Consider the following 16,212-nt stretch of genomic DNA (forward strand, 5'->3'; position numbering starts at 1 on the left):
GCCACGTAAGATGCCGGCCATGGACGTGGCCAATCTCGACATCAGCACGCTGGATGGCGGCATCGCGGTACTCGCCGTCACCGGCGATGGAAGCGTCGCCGCGGCGCGACGCGCGGTTCGCGCGGCACTGATCGACGCGCAGACGCGCGGGCACCGACGTATCGTCATCGACGTGCGCGCCGCCACCGGGCTCGGCTATCCGGGCGTCATCGAACGCATGGACACGGTGCGCGAATGGGCGAGCGTCGCGGTGCCCGGCCTATCGGTCGCGTTCGTCGCGCATGCGGATTTCCTCGACGAGGACCGCATCGGCATGATCGTCGCCACGCAGCTCGGCCTCAACGCGGACGTCTTCAGCTGCGCCGACGAAGCGATGACGTGGCTCAAGCGACAGAAGATGTTCCGCAGCGTCGACATCGACGACCTCGTGCTGCAGGGCAGCTGAGGTTCGACGCGCGATTCGCAACGCGTCGGTCTGACGACGCTGCGATCGCAACGGTCAACTCAGTGCCGCGACCCTAGAAGCGGTACACCACGCCGATGCGCACGCCGCTGTCGCGGAAGTTGAGGTTGCCGGTGAAGCTGTTCTTGTCGGCGTCGATCTTGACCCGGCGCGACGTGTAATCCGCCGAGAAACCCCAGCGTTCCCATGGGAACCATTCGACGCCGACGCGCGCGAAGTACACATCGCCATCCAGCCCGCTCGAATTGAGCGAGAACCAGCCGCCGTCGGCACCGAAACGCCAGTTTGAATTGCCGCCCGGCACCCAGCGCCATGCGCCGCCGAGCGTCGGCACCGGAAGGTCGGCCGAGACCTCGCCGCGCGAGTGGTTCGTCACCGGCGCGCCGTTGGCATCGCGCTCGAGTTCCAGCGAGAGGTCGATGCCATACCAGGTCAGGCCCAGGCGTGGGCCCAGCGACCAGTTCGGATTGTTCGCCGCCCACCACACGTAGTACGCCTCGTACGCGTCGATCGCGTTCTCGGCATGCACGACGGCATTGGCCTGATAGGTGTTGCCGTCGAACTCGATGGTGCGACTGAGCTGTCGTGACGCGCTGGTGTCGTCCTGGTAGTAGCCGATGCCGAACTCGTGGTTGTCGAGCGGGCGCCAGCTCATGTTGATGTAGGCGATCGCGTTGCCCTGGCCGAGGTCGAGATCACGATCGAGATCGACCTCGCTGCCCTGCACCGTGGCGTTGTCCGCGCGCACCTGCGTGTCGAACTGCTTGATGTAGCCGCCGAAGCGCGCGCTGAAGGTGTCGAGTGGCGTCACCGCCTGCGCCGCCATCGGCACCGACGCGAGCATCAGGAACGACGCGAGCAGCAGCGGGCGACCGGGCAGGGTGGAATGGGTCGTTTGCATGGCGACGTCCTCGGTCGGGGCATCCATCGTCCCGCCCGGTTCGGAAATGACGGCGCCGTCCGTCGGCCTTGCACGATGGTGCATTTCGCGATGCACGACGGCCCGCTTGTGCGATGCCGGCGGTCGCGTGCCGCGCACGGCCGCCGTGGCGCGAACTACACTCGCCAGCCAGACAGGGGATCACATGAAAGCCAGCGGCATTTCCTTCCACCATTCCTGGGCGTTCTGGCTCGGCTGCGCGCTCATCACTGCAGGTGTCTGCGCACACGTGCCGATGTTCATGATGGGCCAGTACACGCACTGGCAGATGGTCGGCATGCCGATGACCACGGGCATGATCCTGGGGATGCTCGCGATTCCCGTCGGCCTCGCGTTCTCCTGCTACGGGCTGATGCCGCGCATGGAGCGCATGCGCGCGGCCGGTGGTGTGTCGTCGGCGCCGTTGCAGTTCCACATCGCCGACGGCGTGCCGCTCAACATCGAGCACTGGAAGCTGGTGACGGTGCTGACCGTGACGCTCGCCATCGACGTCATGAAACCAGCGACGCTGGGCTTCGTCGTGCCCGGCATGAGCGCCGAGTACCAGATCGCCAAACCCACGGCGAGCCTGCTCGCACTGTGCGCGCTCACCGGCACCACGGTCGGTTCGGTGGTCTGGGGTCGCATCGCCGACATCTCCGGGCGTCGTGCGGCGATCCTGCTGTCGGCGCTGATGTTCATCGGCACCGCGATCTGCGGCGCGATGCCGTCGTTCGGCTGGAACCTCGCGATGTGCTTCCTGATGGGCGCATCCGCCGGCGGCCTGCTGCCGATCACGTTCACGCTGATGGCGGAGACGATTCCCGCCGCGCATCGCGGCTGGTTGCTGGTCGCACTCGGCGGCGTCGGCACGTCGGCGGGCTACCTGCTCGCCGCAGGCGCGGCGGCGACGCTGGCACCGATGTTCAGTTGGCGCGTGCTGTGGCTGCTCGGCCTGCCGACCGGCGCCGCGATCATCTTCCTCAACCGTTTCATTCCCGAATCGCCGCGCTTTTTATCCAGCGCAGGGCTCGAACATGTCGCGCGCGCGGTGCTTCGCAAGTTCACCGGCGACGTCGAAGGTGGCATCGAACGCGAAGACAGCGCGCATCCCGGCCCGCCGATCATTGACGAACAACACGCGGCATCGGGCATGCGCATGCTGATGCGCGGCCGGCATGCGCGCATCACCGCGGGTCTCGTCGTCTGCGGCGTCGCATGGGGACTTGTGAACTTCGGCGTGCTGCTGTGGCTGCCGGTGAATCTGACCGCGCTCGGCGTCGATGCGAAGGCGACCAGCGGACTGCTCGCGAAATCGGCGATCTACGCATTGCCGGGCATCGCGGTCGTGGTGTGGCTGTATCACCGCTGGAGCAGTTACCGCGCGCTGGTGCTCTTCATCGGGCTCACGGTGCTGTCGCTGATCGCGCTCGGTGCGATCGGGCTGATGGCCCTGCGCTCGCAGGAGCTGGTAATTGCGACGGTAGTCGCGCTGCTGATCAGCGTGAGCGGCGTCATCGCAATGCTGATTCCGTACGCCGCGGAGATCTATCCGGTGCACCTGCGTGGCACCGGTTCCGGTGCGGTGGCGGCGAGTTCGAAACTCGGCGGCATTCTCGGCGCGGGCCTCGGCGTGTACGGCTTCTTCCAGAACTTCGCGATGTCCGCCTTCCTCATCGCCATCCCGATGGCGGTATCAATGGTGATGCTGCTGCTCAGCGGGATCGAGACGCGCGGTGTCCGCCTCGAGGACATCCAGGCGTCGCTGGAGCACTGATAGGTGCGCTAGGCACGTGGCGCGTTCGATGCGCGCTTGAACAACCAGGCCGATGCGAGCCACAGCGGCACGAATACGGCCGCCGCGTAGCCACCCTTGCCGTCGTGGGCCGCGAACATCGCGAATACCGCGGCGATCGACTGCGCAGCCGCGGTCGCGATCATTGCGGTCGCCATGCCCTGCGCACGCAAGCGCCCCAGCACCGCGCCGATCACACCGACCAGCAGCACGCCGGCAAACACGAGGTTCGCGATATCGCGTTCGCTGTCGATGATGCCGACCGCGAGCGTCACCCACGTCAGCAGGAAGCCGGTCACCACCGCCATGCCTGCGCCGGCGCGATACCAGCGGTCGCGCGACATGCGCGTCGCGACCTCGTACAGGCCGCACGCGCCGTAGAGCATTGCGCCCATCACCACGAAGTCGAGCAGTGTCCAGTCGACGCCGGTGTCGAAGCGCATCGCGATGGCGGGCAGCAACAGCAGCGCGGTCGCGGCGCCCCAGACCAATGCGCGCAGGCGGTTGCGCGGAGCAGGGTGGATCGCGGCCATTCGGGACTCTCCGGTCGATGGACTTGCGCGCCATTGGCGTCGCGCCACGGGGTCAGAATGCCGCCCGCCCGTGGCCTCACGATGGCCGCTGTGTGAAGCGAGAACGAAGCCGCAGCAGGCGAAAACCGCCTCGCCGACTCATGAACCGCGCCCGCGCCGCCCGGCGGAGCGGACGGTCCCGTCGGGGGAATGAGCGTAGGATGGGCCGGGTCTTTGCTTCATTCGCGCGCTGCGCCCGGCCGATCGGCCGCCCGTTTCGCTCCCTCCACGCGATACCGCCTCTGCGGACGCCCCTTCGGGAGCAGCGCCATGTCCTGTATTTCCCTTTTCGCCTCGTTTGCCGCCTTCGACCCGCGCGTCGCCTGCGGCCCGCCGTCGTCCCCGCCCGGCCTCGTCAGGTGAGCGCGCTGCCCGTCGTCGCGCCCGCCGATTGCGGTCGCTGCGATGCCGTGTGCTGCCGGCTCACCGTGGTCGTGCAACCGGAAGACGGCATCGCCGAACACCTGACGACCGATCTCGACGGCCTGCGGGTGATGGCACGCGATGCCGAAGGCTGGTGCGTCGCCGTCGACAGCGCACGCATGTGCTGCTCGATCTACGACGCCCGTCCCGAGGTCTGCCGCCGCTTCAGCATGGGCGGCCCGTACTGCGATGCGGTGCGCGAGGACTACGCGGTCCACGGCTCACGCCTCATCGAATCCATGCTCGTCGGAGAACCCACATGACCGTCAAACCCCCGATCCGCCCGCTCGTCACCGCCGTGCCGTATGCGCGCCGCGTCGACCTTTCGCGCCAGATCACCAGTGAGCACATCAACGAGCACCTGGCCGCGTTCGAAGCCGCCGGTGGCCACGTCGAAGTGCTCGGCAATACGCCGACGCGCAAGCGCAAGGACGATGCGCCGCCGGTCACGCCGTCGGAGTAACGTAGCGCTACCGCGATCCGTCACGATCCTTCGATCCATCCGTTCCCACAGGAGCATTCCACTTGCCGAAGCCCAATTACGCGTTCGAAAAGCGCCAGCGCGAGCTCGCGAAGAAGAAGCAGAAAGACGAGAAGGACGCGCGCAAGCGCGACGCAAAGGGCGTGAAGCCCGACGGCACCGACGCGCCGAACGACGCTCCGCCGGCCGACGCGCCGCGCTAGTCGTGTGATGCGCCGACGGGCCCGCGCCCGTCCGGTGCAGTGTCATCTGCGACGCGCGATCTGCGCGCCGCACGCGAGCGACGCGTTCCGCGTCGCCTCCGCCCCATTCCCTTACGCCGCCGCAGGCCGGACGTTCATTCCGAGCGCCGCGGCGATCTCGCGCATGGCTTCGTCGTCGCGGCTGTGCGTCATCCAGCCCGCATGCATGTCCGGGCCGATGTCGCGCACCCACAGCGTGTAGTGATGCTCGCGCAGCCGATCGAACGCGGTGTCGAGCAGCTCCGGCACGTCGGTGCCGTCGAGGAACTCGTCGTCGGTCGGATCTTCCACGCCCCACTCGATATGCAGGTCGAAGCGCGCGGCGAGCTCGTCCAGGCTTTCGACCACGCCGCGCGTATCGCCCTCGGCGACGTGGAAGCCCGACTTCCAGTCGATCGCCTCGCGTAGCGCTTCCACGCCCGCATCCACGTCTTCCGTGCCGCCCGTTGCCTCCTGCCACGCCGCGAACTGCGCCTGCGCGGCATCGACGTCGTCCGGATTGATGAGCAGCAGCAGCTGCCAGATCACCGCTTCCAGCGCGGCCTCGTCGTCGAGGTCGGCCTGCGTTTCGAATGAGTGCGCGAAGTTGTCGTCGGGGTCGAATTCGGAATGCATCGCGGTGGCCGGCTGGGGCGGGCGGCCATCATCGCGCCGAATGCGTGCAGGGCAAACATCGAAGCGACCGTTGCCTGAAATGCGACAGGCCGGGCATCGCCGCGAACGACGACACCCGGCCCGGAATGCCGCGTCAGGCGCGGCTTGCGCTCTTGCGTGCGGACGTCTTGCGGCCGCCGCTCTTCTTCGCCGCGCTCGCGCGCCCGGCCTTCTTCGCGGCGGACTTGCGCGCGGTCTTCTTGGCAGCGGTCGCGCGACCGCCCTTCTTCGCCGCCGCCTTGCGGGCGGTGGACGTCGACTTGCGCGCCGTCGACTTCTTGGACGCGCTCTTGCGTGCACCGCGTTTCTTCGCGGCGGTCTTGCGTGCACCACCCTTCTTTGCGGCCGTCTTGCGCGCACCACCCTTCTTCGCGGCGGTCTTGCGTGCGGTGCTCTTCTTGGTTGCGCTCTTGCGTGCGCCGGCCTTCTTCGCGGTGCTCTTGCGCGCGCCGCCCTTCTTGGCGGCCGACTTCTTCGTAGCTTTCTTGGTCGCCTTCTTGGCCGACTTGCGACCGCCGGACTTCTTCGCACCGCCGTCCTGTTTGTTGACGGTGGCCCAGGCGATGCGCTCGGCCGTGCCTTCGGATGCGCCGCGTTCGCGCTCGCTGTCCTCGATGTGCTCGGCCTTGCGCTTCTGCTTGCTCGAATACGACGACTTGTCACCACGTGGCATGTCGATCTCCTTATGAGGCGCTCGGGGTTGCGCCGCGGCCGGAATAACAACGCGCTTGTCGAGACGATGACAAGACGCGCGATCGCGATGCATCGGTTGCGCCATCGATGCACGCCGACACAGTCGGTTCGATGGCTTCGACGGACCACGTAGATCGAACTTCGAGATGGGCGTGCATGCGTCGAACGATGCACAACGTGCCGTGTCGAACCGCTACCGATTCACCGACGCCGCGACCCCACGCACTAGGCGATTCACGGCGATCGCGGTCGGGTCTTCGTCGTACGCACCGGCCGTAGTCACCATCACGAGATCCAGCGCGGGCACGATGAAAACGCGCTGCCCGCCATTGCCGAAACCCGCATGCCAGGGCAGCGTGCGCCCGTGCCACTCGAGCGTGCCGGCCCACCATTGGCCGCGATAGGTGAAGTCGGCGACGCCCGTTTCGCGACCCGGTGCCCACGAATCCTTGATCCACGCGGCGGGCACGATGCGCGCGCCGCGCCATCGCCCATGGTCCTGCGCGAGGTGCCCGATCTTCAGCAGGTCGCGTGGTCGAAGGCGCAGCCCGTTGAAGGGCATCGGTCGGCCGTGCAGGTCCTTCACCCATTCCCAGTGACGGATGCCGAGCGGCACGAATAATCGGCGCGCCGCGTACTGCTCGACGTCCTCGCCGGTGCCGCGCGCGATCAGGTCGGCGAGCAACGCGGTCGCGCCGCCGTTGTAGTTGAACGTGTCGCCCGGCGCGGTCGCCATCGGGCGCTTGAGTACGTAGACGGGCAGGTCCTTGCGCGAAAACAGGCGCAGCTCGTCGTTGATGCCGGGCGAGCCTTCGGTCCATTCCAGGCCCGTCGTCATGTCGAGCAGGTCGCGTACGCGGATGTGGCTCGCGTTCTCGGCGGCGACGTCCTGCAGGCGCGGATACGCCATCGACAGATAGGTGTCGGGCGCAGGCACCTTGCCGTCGGCGAGGGCGATGCCGTACAGCAGCGACGTCACGCTCTTTCCGATCGAGCGCACGTCGTGCAGTGTCGATGCATCGAAGCTGCGGCGCACCGAGACGAGCGCATAGACCGAGCGGTCCCGACCGCCCTGGTAGTACTCGGCGACGAGTCGGCCATGCCGTTCGACCAGCACCGAATGCACGTTGTACGGGCCGTCGAGCACGTGCGTGATCGCGGCGGTCAGTGTCGCGTCGTCGAACCCTTCAGATGCGGGCGTCGAGACCGTCCAACCGTCATCGAGTTCGAGCGGTGCAGGACCCGTGCGTGCATCGACCGGTCGCCACCAGACGAACCACGCGGCGAGCGCCAGCACGATGCAGAGCAACGCGAAGCGGTGCGCGCGGAACGACGAATGGGTCACGGGCCGCGCTCGGTTCGACGAAGCGGCGATTCTGCACGCGAAGCGTTGCCGCGGTCGCCTGCCGGCGCGTGCGTCAACCCGGCCAGTACCCGTCCGGCCAGCGCTGCATCACGGCGCGATAGCTGTCGGGGTCGACGTACCACATCTGCGGCGCGCGCCAGCCGACGCATCGGCCGTCCAGACGCAGCGTGAGCTGCTTCGGGCTCTCGCCGAGCAGCTCGCAGAGCAGCGCCCAGTTCGGCGCGGTGATGGACACGAAGTCCTGCGGAGGGCGGGTCGATCGGATGGCGGGCATGCCGCCAGTCTCGCCCTGCGCATCTCACAGGCTGAGAAGCCTCTCGCGACGCGGGCTTGGCGCGTCAGCCCTTGCGCACCATCGCCACGCCGGCGATCACCAGCAACGCACCGCCGACGCGCATCAGGCTGATCGGCGCACGCGGCAGGCCGAGCGCGCCGTGGTGGTCGAGCCACAGCGCCATTGCGATCTGCCCGGCGATGCCGATGGTGATCAGCGACGCCAGCCCGATGCGCGGCGCGGCATAGGCAGCGATGGCGACATACGTCGCGCCGTACACGCCACCGATCCACGCGTACCACGGCAGCGGGCCGAACGAGGCGAGTGCAGGGCGGTTGCCGCTTGCCAGCCACGCGACGAACAAGGCCGTGGTGCCGACCGCGAACGAGATCAGCGCCGCGAGCAACGGTGAACCGCCGGCACGCGCGAGCATCACGTTGGTCGGCGCCTGCAACGCGATCATCGCGCCGGCGAATACGACGAGCAGGATCGGCAGCAGCATCATTGGATTCACGAAGGTTCCCCGGTCGAGATGGCGACCGCCCGCATCGCGGACGTGCCGCCATTCTCGCCGCAAACAGCGGCCGGGCCCATTCGATCGAACAGGCCCGGCCGTCGTCGTCATGCCGGTCAGAAGCTGGCGCGCATGCCGACCGTGTAGACGTTCGTGTTGTCGCCGACTTCGACGTCGCCGGTCACGCCCCACGTATCGTTGAGCTTGTACTGCCCGCCGACTTCCGCGGAAAAACGGCTGTCGCCGTAGGCACGATCGGTGTAGTGCGCTTTCGCCCAGCCTTCGACGTGATCGCCCATCGCGCCGCGCACGCCGGCGCTTCCACGCCATTGTTCCGAAACGAAACCTCCGAAGTCGTCGCGCAGGTAGCTGCCTTCGCCGATCAATTCCACGCGCGGCGCGATGCGATAGCCGTAGCCCAAGCCGAGCTGCGCCGTCGACGAGTCGTAGCTGTAGTACTGGTCGTGCGCCACGGTGCCTTGGCGATAACCACCGAAGCCGTACAGACCGCTATCTCCGAACGCGGCTGATGCGCGTAGGTAACCGCCATCGAAATTCTCGTCGTGCCCCACCCAAGACGGTAGATCCTGGTGTTGGCGGGCCACGCCGAATTCGACGTAGTTATGGGACAGCTCCTGCGCAAACGCCGCGCACGGCAGTACAGCCACCAGGACGGTGGCGAGGACAAGCACACTCTTCATGAGATTCCTTCGTGCAAGAACCCGCTATACGCGGGGCGATCCACCGTGGATCGCGGATGACGGACACACGAAGTACACGGCCGGTTCCGGTCGTGTTGCCGCTTATTCAGTTAGCGACGAATGCCGCGCATCACGAATAACGGAATGCTGACGAACGACGTGTCGTAGCTCTCGAAATATCGTGATTCGCGTAAGAAATTCGTTCGTCGTGGTGCCTCGTTGTCGCGGCCGGCGAACTTACGAAATGCGGTGCATCGCACGGCGTTGCGGTGTCGCGTCACATCCGCCGCGGTGACACGCAGGTCGACACATCTTGCAGGTGTCGGCGAGCCATCGCTCGCTGCGATCAACACATTCGATCCGACAAACGGCCTCCACGCGCGTATCGATCACGCCCAACCTGCCTTCCCACCCGCAGGAGCTTCCGCATGTACATCGACGGATTCGTCGTCCCGCTGGACGAAAAGAACCTCGGCGCCTACACCACCATGGCCGAAACGTTCGCACGCAAGGCCAAGTCGCACGGCGCCATTGGTACCGTCGAGGCGGTCGGTGACGGGCTCGAGCACGGCCACACCACCGACTTCTATCGCGCCGTGCAGGCCAAGGACGGCGAGAACGTGCTGTTCTCCTTCGTCATCTGGCCCGACAAGGCCACGCGTGACGCCGCGTGGGAAAAGATCATGTCCGACCCCGACATGCAGCCGGGCCCTGAGCCGATGCCGTTCGATGGCAAGCGCATGTTCTGGGGCGGCTTCAAGCCGATCATCAACACGCTGGGCCTGCGTTGACCGAGTAGGCGATCACGCGCAGCGAGTTCCCGACAAAGCAAAGGCCGCACGATGGTGCGGCCTTTCGTGCATGCGGATCGGGCGCGACGTTCGGTTGCACGTCGCAGGCGCGGGATCGCCGCGCCATCCGACACCGCATCCGGACGCACATCGCCTCACACGGGCGATCGCCCGGCGGCGTGTGTACGTCCGCGGCGGCTCAGGTCGGCGTAAACGGCTTGTTGGCCTTCTTCTCGTTCTTCGCGGCGCGCTTTTCCTCTGGCGTCTTCGCCGGCTTTTTCTTCGTTTCCTTCTTGCGGTCCATTCCCTTACTCATGACGCACTCCACGTCCGCAGGGCATTGCGGGGTCGGGTGGAGCATGGCACGGCGGCGGTGCGCACGACGCAAACTCCGTCGGCGGTCGAGCGTACGAACGGACCCGCCGACGACCGACGGCCTGCCGAGCTCGCGGCATTGCACCGCCTGCGCACGCCGGCCGATATGCTCACTGCGTAGCCGCCGCCCGACGAACGCACACCTCCGGAGCACACGCGTGATCGATCCGCTCGCGAATCCCGACGCCGGCCCGCAGCGCCCCGTCGCGCCACGGCCGTTCTACCGGCACCTCTACTTCCAGGTGCTGGTCGCGATCGTCGCGGGCGTGCTGCTCGGGCATTTCGACCCGGCGCTCGGCGCATCGATGAAGCCGCTCGGCGATGCCTTCATCAAGCTGGTGAAGATGATCATCGGGCCGGTGATCTTCCTGACCATCGTCACCGGCATCACGGGCATGCAGCAGCTGCGCGGCGTCGGTCGCGTGTTCGCCAAGGCGATGGCGTACTTCCTGTTTTTCTCGACGCTGGCGCTCATCGTCGGGCTGGTGGTCGCGCACGTGGTGCAGCCGGGCGCCGGCCTGCACGTCAACATCGCGGCGCTCGATCCATCGGCGGTAAAGGATTACGTCGCGCGCTCGCACGAACTCACGCTCACCGGTTTCCTGCTCGAAATCGTTCCGACCACGCTGATCAGCCCGCTCGTCGGCGACAACATCCTGCAGGTGCTGTTCGTTGCCGTGTTGTTCGGCATCGCGCTGATGCTGACCGGTGAACGCGCGCGGCCGGTGGTGGCGTTGCTCGACGCACTGCTCGCGCCGGTATTCCGCATGGTGCACATGCTGATGCGGCTGGCGCCCATCGGTGCATTCGGCGCGATGGCCTTCACCATCGGCAAGTACGGGCTCGCGGTGCTGGCGAACCTCGCGTGGCTGGTCGGTTCGTTCTACCTGACGTCGCTGCTGTTCGTGCTGGTCATCCTCGGCATCGTCGCGCGGCTCTGCGGCTTCTCGATCCTCAAGCTGATCCGCTATCTCAAGGCCGAGCTGCTGCTGGTGCTCGGCACGTCGTCGTCCGAGTCCGCACTGCCGTCGCTGATGGAGAAAATGCAGAACGCGGGTTGCGCGAAATCGGTCGTCGGCCTGGTCGTACCGACCGGCTATTCGTTCAATCTCGACGGCACCAACATCTACATGACGCTCGCCGCGTTGTTCATCGCGCAGGCAACGGACACGCCCCTCACGCTCGGTCACCAGATCGCCTTGCTGCTGGTCGCGATGCTCAGCTCGAAGGGCGCGGCAGGCGTCACCGGCGCGGGTTTTATCACGCTCGCGGCGACACTCGCCGTGGTGCCGGAAGTGCCCGTGGCCGGCATGGCATTGATCCTCGGCGTCGACCGGTTCATGAGCGAATGCCGCTCGCTGACCAACTTCATCGGCAACGCGGTGGCGACGGTGGTGGTGGCGCGTTGGGAGAATGCGCTGGATCGCGATGCGCTGCGTGCCGCACTGGATGGCCGGCCACGTGTGATCGCTGCAGCCGGCGAGGCGGCGGTCGACTGAGAGCCGTTACGACGCGTGATATCGCGCCGCCGGCCGATCCCGCGACACGTTGTGCACCAGCTTCTGTTCGGCGGCGACGTACGCGTCCCAGTCCGCCACGTCGGGCAGCGACGGAATACAGATCGCTTCCTCCATCTCGAGCGCACGCAGCGATGCCACGACCAGGTCGTCGGCCGACATCACGCGGTCGGGCGGGAAGTTCGAGATCGCATTGCCGGCGACTTCGTGGAAATCCGTCGCGATCACGCCGGGAATCAACAGCTGCACGTGCACGCCGGTGCCTGCGGCCTCGGCCTGCATGGTGCGGGTGAACGCCATCACGTAGTTCTTCGACGCGCCGTACCCCGCATTGCCGGGCATCTGCATGAAGACGGTGCCCGACGCGACGTTGATGATGCGCCCGCGACCGGCGGCCATCATGCGCGACATCGCCGCGATCGACAGCCGCGTCAGTGCGAGCACGTTGACGCGCAGCATCGCGGCGGTCGCGTCGGCATCGAGTTCGGCCACGCGGCCGCGCGCGGCGTAGCCCGCGTTGTTCACCAGCAGGTCGACGGCCGGCTCCGCAGCGAGCCGTTCGACCACGCGCTGCACGCCGTCATCGGATTCGAGATCCGCCGGGAGCACTTCGACCTCGATGCCATGTGCCTGTCGCAACTCGTCCGCCAATGCGTTGAGCCGGTCGGCACGTCGCGCCACCAGCACCAGCGCATGGCCGGTGCGTGCGAGGTGCTGTGCATAGGACCGACCGATGCCGGCGGATGCGCCGGTGACGAGTGCGCGGGGAGAGGGATTCATCGACGGGCTCCGGGGTCGGGACTGCAGCTTCTAGGCCGTGGACGGTTAAACGAATGTCGGCGACCCGAGCGTGCATCAACCCACCGCGCGACGTATGCGGCACGTCGCATCGACATTGCCGACACACGAACGGCCGCTCGATCACGACGACGCCACCGCGCCGCGCCTACGGTGCGCGTCTTTCAAGGAGATCGACCATGGCCGCCAACGGCAAACGCATCGCCATTCTCGCCACCGACGGGTACGAGCAGTCCGAGCTGATGAAGCCGCGCCAGTTGCTCAAGGACGCCGGCTTCCAGGTCGACGTGATTTCGCCGAAGCCGGGCGAGATCCGCGGCTGGTCGGAAAAGAACTGGGGCGACACCGTGCCGGTCGATGTCGAGCTGTCGCAGGCCCGCGCCGACGACTACGACGCGCTGGTGCTGCCGGGTGGCGTCATCAATCCCGACCAGCTGCGCACGCAGGACGCGGCGGTCGAGTTCGTTCGTGCATTCGATCGCGCCGGCAAGACGCTTGCGGCGATCTGCCACGGCCCGTGGCTGCTGGTCGAGGCCGGTGCCGCGAAGGGCCGCAGCGTCACGTCGTGGCCGTCGGTGCGCACCGACCTGCAGAATGCCGGCGCGACATGGAAGGACGAAGCCGTGGTGCGCGACGGCCACCTCATCACCAGCCGCAAGCCCGACGACATTCCGCAGTTCGCGGATGCGGTGATCGAGGCGTTGCGTTGATCGACCCGACCGCGTCGCGCACCGACGTCTGCCGTGCGTCCACCAAGCATCGGCCACCCGCGCGTGCGAACCGGATCGAAGCGGGCGAGTGCAGCACCGCCCGCTTCGATCGTCGGTGTTACAGCGAACCTCAGTCCGGCGACGCCATCTTGCGGCTGCTCGTGGACGTGCGTGCGTCCATGAAGACGCGGCCTGTCGCCTTGAACGACGAATAGCTCCAGCGCTGCTGCGGCTGCAGGCCGTAGGTCATGCCGCAGTTCCAGCCGCCGTCGGTCATCAGGCAGACGCGCACGTCGACCGGTACGCCGCAGCCGTTCATGACGCTTGCGGCGGTGTTGCCCTTGAAGGTCGCGTCGGTCTTCACTTCGGGCGTGGTGACGCAGCGGTTCGCATCGGTGTCGGTCGACGCCTTCAGCTTCTCCGTCTGCTCGCGACGCTTGGCTTCCGCGTCGCGCGTCGCCTTCGCTGCGGCGTCGGCCTTGCGCTGCTGCTCCACCTTCGCAGCGTCGGCCACCTTGGCCTTGGCCTCGGCGTCGCGTCGCGTGCGCTCACGTGCCTGTGCTTCTTCCTGCGCGCGTGCGGCCTGTGCATCGTCATCGTCGGACGACGCAGTGTCGGATGCGTCGTTCGTCGCCGGCTGCGCCACATTGGTGTCACCGCGCCGTGTCGCGGCGTTCTGTGCCGGTGTCGGCGCCGCCATCGCGCCGCGCGGGCGCCAATCCGGTTCGTCCACCACATACGCGCCGCTGTATTTGTAGATGAAGTTGTCGCGCCCGGTGGCGGCCTGCGCAGCGGAGTCCACGGACTCCGAGCACAGCGCGATGTGCTCGGACATGCCCAGGTATTTCTGCGCGATGTACGTGCGCCACTCGGTCAGGTAGTCGCCCGCAGCTGACACGGGAAACACCTGCGACACGGTGACGACACCGACCGCCGGATTGCCGTCGTGCGACAGCGCGGTACAGAGCGTCCACTGCTCGGCGTGCGCGCTCATCGCGCAGGAGAAGGCGAGTGCGAGTGCGGCTTTTGATAGGAAGCGTGATGCCATGGCGTGTCCCCTGGTAGTTGTCCTGGTCGGCCCTGCGGCGCTCGGCGGCCGGCATGGCGAAACATGCGCGTGTGCACCCGTGGCGCGGCACGGCTTTGTGCCTCGATGCTTGGATTGCACCGACTGCGCAGTAGTCAGTCGCGGCAGAGCCCCTTGGCCTTCAAGTGCACGTCGACAGAAACGATCCCGGTCTTGCAGACCTTCGGCTCGAGCTGCTTCGCGCGCGCCTGCTCCTGCGGACCGCCTTCGCCCAGTGCCAGCGCTTGGTAGACGCCGACGCACGCCATCCGGTCGTCGAGCCCGCAGCCCTTCTCGAACGCCGCGCGGGCGCGCACCGCGTCCTTCGGTACCACCGCGCCCAGCATGAGCTGACTGCCCAGCGTGCCGCAGTCGCCGCCATCACCCGCGTTGCAGCTTTGTTCGAGCTCGTCGATCCAGCCGGACGCGACTGCATTGCTGCCCGCAAGCGCAAGGCCGGCTGCGACGAGTACCGCCATTACGCGACGTCGTGCGTGTTGGTTCTTCATTGTTTCCCCCTGTTTGAAGACGCTGTGGACCGGGTCGATTCTGTGGCGGGCCTCCTCGCGCGGCAAGGTCGCGACGCGGCGGGCGGGCGCACTGCAAGGAACGGGCACTGCCTGGCGTCCTGACGGACGCCGCGATTCATGCCCGGCTCGCGTGCGGTCGCGGGGACATCCAACGCACGGGACGCGCGAGCGGGGTTGCTCGGCCCCGAAGTGGAGCGCTTCGCGACGCATCCGGAGCGCGTCTCGCATCGCTGCCGGTGCTTCCGCAATGTCCCGAGCGAAGGGCGGCCCGCACTGACCTGCACAACGCCGGCGCGACGTGGAAGGACGAAGCCGTGGTGCGCGACGGCCACCTCATCACCAGCCGCAAGCCCGACGACATTCCGCAGTTCGCGGATGCGGTGATCGAGGCGCTGCGCTGACCTTGGTACGCGCAGCGACGGCGTTGTCACTGCAAGCGCATGTTGAGACCTCGCGTGTCTCTGCGGAGGCGGCTGCCGTCTAGTCGGCCGTGTAATCGTCGACGCGAACGATGGTCAGCCACGGGCTGTCGTCGGCTTCCTTGCTTTCGACATAGGCATCGAGTGCGGCAGCAGCTTCGTCGCGACTGTCGTAGCTGCCTCTCGCGGCCATGTTCTGCGCGCTGATGCCGCCCGCGGCGCAGTAGTCGTCCGCGTACGTCGATTCGGCATGGTTGCCGAAGCCGAAGCGCGCCGAGTCCTGGCTGTGCTGTGGCGCGTCGGCATCATCGTCATCCGCGTCGACGCTCACCACCGCCGCGAACATGTAGACGTTTTCCTCGGACTCGTCGCTGCACTGGGCGGTGGCCCAGTACCAGCGTTCGGACGCCGCGCAGTCGAAGGCGCACAGCAGGAGGGCGGCGGCAAACGCCGCACTGACGATCGATTTCATGACGACGGCTCCCCAGTCGGGTCATGCAGAGGTTGGACGCGGCCGTTGCGGCCACGCCATCAAAGTGCCGGGCGCGGGCGCCGCATGCAAGCCGGCGCAGCACGGCTCTACGGCAGCGTGAACTTCCGCATCGGCCGCGTGGGCCAAACCGAGGTGAACTGCGCGCCGCCGTTGAGGCGGTAGGCCGCGGATAGGCCGGCCTCAACGCCGAGCTTTTCCAGCACATCCTTCGCACGCCGGAAGGTGGGGCGCGGGTCGGCGGTGAGCATGAAGAAGTTGATCTCCTTCGCGCTCACGTCGTGCCCTTCCAGCTCGACGGCATTGCCCAGCGCCGCCTTCAGTTCGTTCTCGACCGTCGCCAGGAACGCTTCGTCCGTCAACGACTTGCGCCAGAGCTTGATGACCAGCTGATAGTCCATGGCGCGATTCTAGGCGTG

General features: G+C 67.1%; 21 protein-coding genes and 1 pseudogene. 9 read left to right on the forward strand and 13 right to left on the reverse strand.

What is annotated here, in order from left to right; translation table 11 throughout:
* The first annotated feature begins 19 nt into the window (after nucleotides 1-19).
* Entirely contained in the window at nucleotides 20-445 is a 426-nt protein-coding gene (locus tag ACVWWW_RS02550; RefSeq protein ID WP_027084012.1) for a hypothetical protein, read from the forward strand.
* Between the two features lie 73 nt (nucleotides 446-518).
* On the opposite strand, the gene ACVWWW_RS02555 is transcribed toward ACVWWW_RS02550, so the two are convergent.
* Entirely contained in the window at nucleotides 519-1,364 is an 846-nt protein-coding gene (locus ACVWWW_RS02555) for a hypothetical protein (protein ID WP_155914452.1), read from the reverse strand.
* 184 nt (nucleotides 1,365-1,548) lie between these two features.
* Between ACVWWW_RS02555 and ACVWWW_RS02560 the strand changes: the two genes are divergently transcribed.
* On the forward strand, nucleotides 1,549-3,159 hold the full coding sequence (locus tag ACVWWW_RS02560; RefSeq protein ID WP_027084010.1) for an MFS transporter: 1,611 nt from the start codon (nucleotides 1,549-1,551) through the stop codon (nucleotides 3,157-3,159).
* A gap of 8 nt (nucleotides 3,160-3,167) precedes the next feature.
* Here the strand turns inward: ACVWWW_RS02560 and ACVWWW_RS02565 are convergent, their stop codons facing one another.
* Nucleotides 3,168-3,710 carry a hypothetical protein gene (locus ACVWWW_RS02565; RefSeq protein WP_027084009.1) on the reverse strand — a complete coding sequence of 181 codons (543 nt, stop codon included), beginning with the start codon at nucleotides 3,708-3,710 and terminating at the stop codon, nucleotides 3,168-3,170.
* Between the two features lie 398 nt (nucleotides 3,711-4,108).
* Here ACVWWW_RS02565 and ACVWWW_RS02570 point away from each other — a divergent pair, with 398 nt between their 5' ends.
* The 3 genes from ACVWWW_RS02570 to ACVWWW_RS02580 all read left to right on the forward strand — a co-directional run bounded on the left by ACVWWW_RS02570 (nucleotide 4,109) and on the right by ACVWWW_RS02580 (nucleotide 4,856).
* A complete protein-coding gene (locus ACVWWW_RS02570) occupies nucleotides 4,109-4,435 on the forward strand; it encodes a YkgJ family cysteine cluster protein (RefSeq protein WP_027084008.1) in 327 nt (108 codons plus the stop codon).
* Nucleotides 4,432-4,635: a hypothetical protein gene (locus ACVWWW_RS02575; RefSeq protein WP_027084007.1), complete on the forward strand. Its 204-nt coding sequence runs from the start codon at nucleotides 4,432-4,434 to the stop codon at nucleotides 4,633-4,635. The genes ACVWWW_RS02570 and ACVWWW_RS02575 overlap by 4 nt, the downstream gene beginning before the upstream one ends.
* Nucleotides 4,636-4,697: 62 nt before the next feature.
* Nucleotides 4,698-4,856, forward strand: a complete 159-nt coding sequence (locus ACVWWW_RS02580) for a hypothetical protein (RefSeq protein WP_196804430.1) — start codon at nucleotides 4,698-4,700, stop codon at nucleotides 4,854-4,856.
* 111 nt (nucleotides 4,857-4,967) lie between these two features.
* Here ACVWWW_RS02580 and ACVWWW_RS02585 read toward each other — a convergent pair whose 3' ends face one another.
* The 6 genes from ACVWWW_RS02585 to ACVWWW_RS02610 form a co-directional block, all read right to left on the reverse strand.
* A complete protein-coding gene (locus ACVWWW_RS02585; RefSeq protein WP_027084006.1) occupies nucleotides 4,968-5,510 on the reverse strand; it encodes a DUF6630 family protein in 543 nt (180 codons plus the stop codon).
* Nucleotides 5,511-5,643: 133 nt separating this feature from the next.
* On the reverse strand, nucleotides 5,644-6,222 hold the full coding sequence (locus ACVWWW_RS02590; RefSeq protein WP_027084005.1) for a histone H1-like repetitive region-containing protein: 579 nt from the start codon (nucleotides 6,220-6,222) through the stop codon (nucleotides 5,644-5,646).
* 213 nt (nucleotides 6,223-6,435) lie between these two features.
* Complete coding sequence (locus tag ACVWWW_RS02595; RefSeq protein WP_051235596.1) at nucleotides 6,436-7,587, reverse strand: serine hydrolase domain-containing protein; 1,152 nt, start codon at nucleotides 7,585-7,587, stop codon at nucleotides 6,436-6,438.
* A 73-nt stretch (nucleotides 7,588-7,660) separates the two neighbouring features.
* On the reverse strand, nucleotides 7,661-7,882 hold the full coding sequence (locus tag ACVWWW_RS02600) for a hypothetical protein (protein ID WP_027084004.1): 222 nt from the start codon (nucleotides 7,880-7,882) through the stop codon (nucleotides 7,661-7,663).
* A 64-nt stretch (nucleotides 7,883-7,946) separates the two neighbouring features.
* Nucleotides 7,947-8,387, reverse strand: coding sequence for a DMT family transporter (locus tag ACVWWW_RS02605; RefSeq protein ID WP_456998738.1), 441 nt, complete (start codon nucleotides 8,385-8,387; stop codon nucleotides 7,947-7,949).
* A gap of 125 nt (nucleotides 8,388-8,512) precedes the next feature.
* Nucleotides 8,513-9,097: a hypothetical protein gene (locus ACVWWW_RS02610; protein ID WP_027084002.1), complete on the reverse strand. Its 585-nt coding sequence runs from the start codon at nucleotides 9,095-9,097 to the stop codon at nucleotides 8,513-8,515.
* Between the two features lie 428 nt (nucleotides 9,098-9,525).
* On the opposite strand from ACVWWW_RS02610, the gene ACVWWW_RS02615 reads away from it, so the two are divergent.
* Together ACVWWW_RS02615 and ACVWWW_RS02620 are read left to right on the forward strand one after the other, a co-directional pair.
* Nucleotides 9,526-9,888, forward strand: a complete 363-nt coding sequence (locus ACVWWW_RS02615; protein WP_027084001.1) for a DUF1428 domain-containing protein — start codon at nucleotides 9,526-9,528, stop codon at nucleotides 9,886-9,888.
* Nucleotides 9,889-10,424: 536 nt separating this feature from the next.
* Nucleotides 10,425-11,762 carry a dicarboxylate/amino acid:cation symporter gene (locus ACVWWW_RS02620; protein WP_036143499.1) on the forward strand — a complete coding sequence of 446 codons (1,338 nt, stop codon included), beginning with the start codon at nucleotides 10,425-10,427 and terminating at the stop codon, nucleotides 11,760-11,762.
* A 6-nt stretch (nucleotides 11,763-11,768) separates the two neighbouring features.
* Here the strand turns inward: ACVWWW_RS02620 and ACVWWW_RS02625 are convergent, their stop codons facing one another.
* A complete protein-coding gene (locus ACVWWW_RS02625) occupies nucleotides 11,769-12,560 on the reverse strand; it encodes an SDR family NAD(P)-dependent oxidoreductase (RefSeq protein WP_027083999.1) in 792 nt (263 codons plus the stop codon).
* Nucleotides 12,561-12,757: 197 nt separating this feature from the next.
* Between ACVWWW_RS02625 and ACVWWW_RS02630 the strand changes: the two genes are divergently transcribed.
* Entirely contained in the window at nucleotides 12,758-13,288 is a 531-nt protein-coding gene (locus ACVWWW_RS02630) for a type 1 glutamine amidotransferase domain-containing protein (RefSeq protein WP_027083998.1), read from the forward strand.
* A gap of 130 nt (nucleotides 13,289-13,418) precedes the next feature.
* On the opposite strand, the gene ACVWWW_RS02635 is transcribed toward ACVWWW_RS02630, so the two are convergent.
* Together ACVWWW_RS02635 and ACVWWW_RS02640 are read right to left on the reverse strand one after the other, a co-directional pair.
* On the reverse strand, nucleotides 13,419-14,336 hold the full coding sequence (locus ACVWWW_RS02635; RefSeq protein WP_155914451.1) for a hypothetical protein: 918 nt from the start codon (nucleotides 14,334-14,336) through the stop codon (nucleotides 13,419-13,421).
* A gap of 134 nt (nucleotides 14,337-14,470) precedes the next feature.
* The gene (locus ACVWWW_RS02640; protein WP_155914450.1) at nucleotides 14,471-14,863 is read right to left on the reverse strand and encodes a hypothetical protein; all 393 of its coding nucleotides are present in this window, start codon (nucleotides 14,861-14,863) and stop codon (nucleotides 14,471-14,473) included.
* A 284-nt stretch (nucleotides 14,864-15,147) separates the two neighbouring features.
* Between ACVWWW_RS02640 and ACVWWW_RS02645 the strand changes: the two are divergent.
* Nucleotides 15,148-15,285, forward strand: a pseudogene (locus ACVWWW_RS02645) (DJ-1/PfpI family protein); the annotation flags it as partial.
* Nucleotides 15,286-15,364: 79 nt separating this feature from the next.
* Here ACVWWW_RS02645 and ACVWWW_RS02650 read toward each other — a convergent pair.
* Nucleotides 15,365-15,775, reverse strand: a complete 411-nt coding sequence (locus tag ACVWWW_RS02650) for a hypothetical protein (RefSeq protein ID WP_027083995.1) — start codon at nucleotides 15,773-15,775, stop codon at nucleotides 15,365-15,367.
* 107 nt (nucleotides 15,776-15,882) lie between these two features.
* Complete coding sequence (locus ACVWWW_RS02655) at nucleotides 15,883-16,194, reverse strand: hypothetical protein (RefSeq protein ID WP_027083994.1); 312 nt, start codon at nucleotides 16,192-16,194, stop codon at nucleotides 15,883-15,885.
* Nucleotides 16,195-16,212: the final 18 nt, after the last annotated feature.

It is taken from the genome of Lysobacter sp. HA18 (assembly GCF_054057595.1).

Bases quoted from the DNA above. Each gene is read 5' to 3' on its own strand.
- ACVWWW_RS02550 (WP_027084012.1), top strand. From the start codon at position 20: ATGGACGTGGCCAATCTCGACATCAGCACGCTGGATGGCGGCATCGCG.
- ACVWWW_RS02555 (WP_155914452.1), bottom strand. From the start codon at position 1,364: ATGCAAACGACCCATTCCACCCTGCCCGGTCGCCCGCTGCTGCTCGCG.
- ACVWWW_RS02560 (WP_027084010.1), top strand. From the start codon at position 1,549: ATGAAAGCCAGCGGCATTTCCTTCCACCATTCCTGGGCGTTCTGGCTC.
- ACVWWW_RS02565 (WP_027084009.1), bottom strand. From the start codon at position 3,710: ATGGCCGCGATCCACCCTGCTCCGCGCAACCGCCTGCGCGCATTGGTC.
- ACVWWW_RS02575 (WP_027084007.1), top strand. From the start codon at position 4,432: ATGACCGTCAAACCCCCGATCCGCCCGCTCGTCACCGCCGTGCCGTAT.
- ACVWWW_RS02585 (WP_027084006.1), bottom strand. From the start codon at position 5,510: ATGCATTCCGAATTCGACCCCGACGACAACTTCGCGCACTCATTCGAA.
- ACVWWW_RS02590 (WP_027084005.1), bottom strand. From the start codon at position 6,222: ATGCCACGTGGTGACAAGTCGTCGTATTCGAGCAAGCAGAAGCGCAAG.
- ACVWWW_RS02600 (WP_027084004.1), bottom strand. From the start codon at position 7,882: ATGCCCGCCATCCGATCGACCCGCCCTCCGCAGGACTTCGTGTCCATC.
- ACVWWW_RS02605 (WP_456998738.1), bottom strand. From the start codon at position 8,387: ATGATGCTGCTGCCGATCCTGCTCGTCGTATTCGCCGGCGCGATGATC.
- ACVWWW_RS02610 (WP_027084002.1), bottom strand. From the start codon at position 9,097: ATGAAGAGTGTGCTTGTCCTCGCCACCGTCCTGGTGGCTGTACTGCCG.
- ACVWWW_RS02615 (WP_027084001.1), top strand. From the start codon at position 9,526: ATGTACATCGACGGATTCGTCGTCCCGCTGGACGAAAAGAACCTCGGC.
- ACVWWW_RS02625 (WP_027083999.1), bottom strand. From the start codon at position 12,560: ATGAATCCCTCTCCCCGCGCACTCGTCACCGGCGCATCCGCCGGCATC.
- ACVWWW_RS02630 (WP_027083998.1), top strand. From the start codon at position 12,758: ATGGCCGCCAACGGCAAACGCATCGCCATTCTCGCCACCGACGGGTAC.
- ACVWWW_RS02635 (WP_155914451.1), bottom strand. From the start codon at position 14,336: ATGGCATCACGCTTCCTATCAAAAGCCGCACTCGCACTCGCCTTCTCC.
- ACVWWW_RS02640 (WP_155914450.1), bottom strand. From the start codon at position 14,863: ATGAAGAACCAACACGCACGACGTCGCGTAATGGCGGTACTCGTCGCA.
- ACVWWW_RS02650 (WP_027083995.1), bottom strand. From the start codon at position 15,775: ATGAAATCGATCGTCAGTGCGGCGTTTGCCGCCGCCCTCCTGCTGTGC.
- ACVWWW_RS02655 (WP_027083994.1), bottom strand. From the start codon at position 16,194: ATGGACTATCAGCTGGTCATCAAGCTCTGGCGCAAGTCGTTGACGGAC.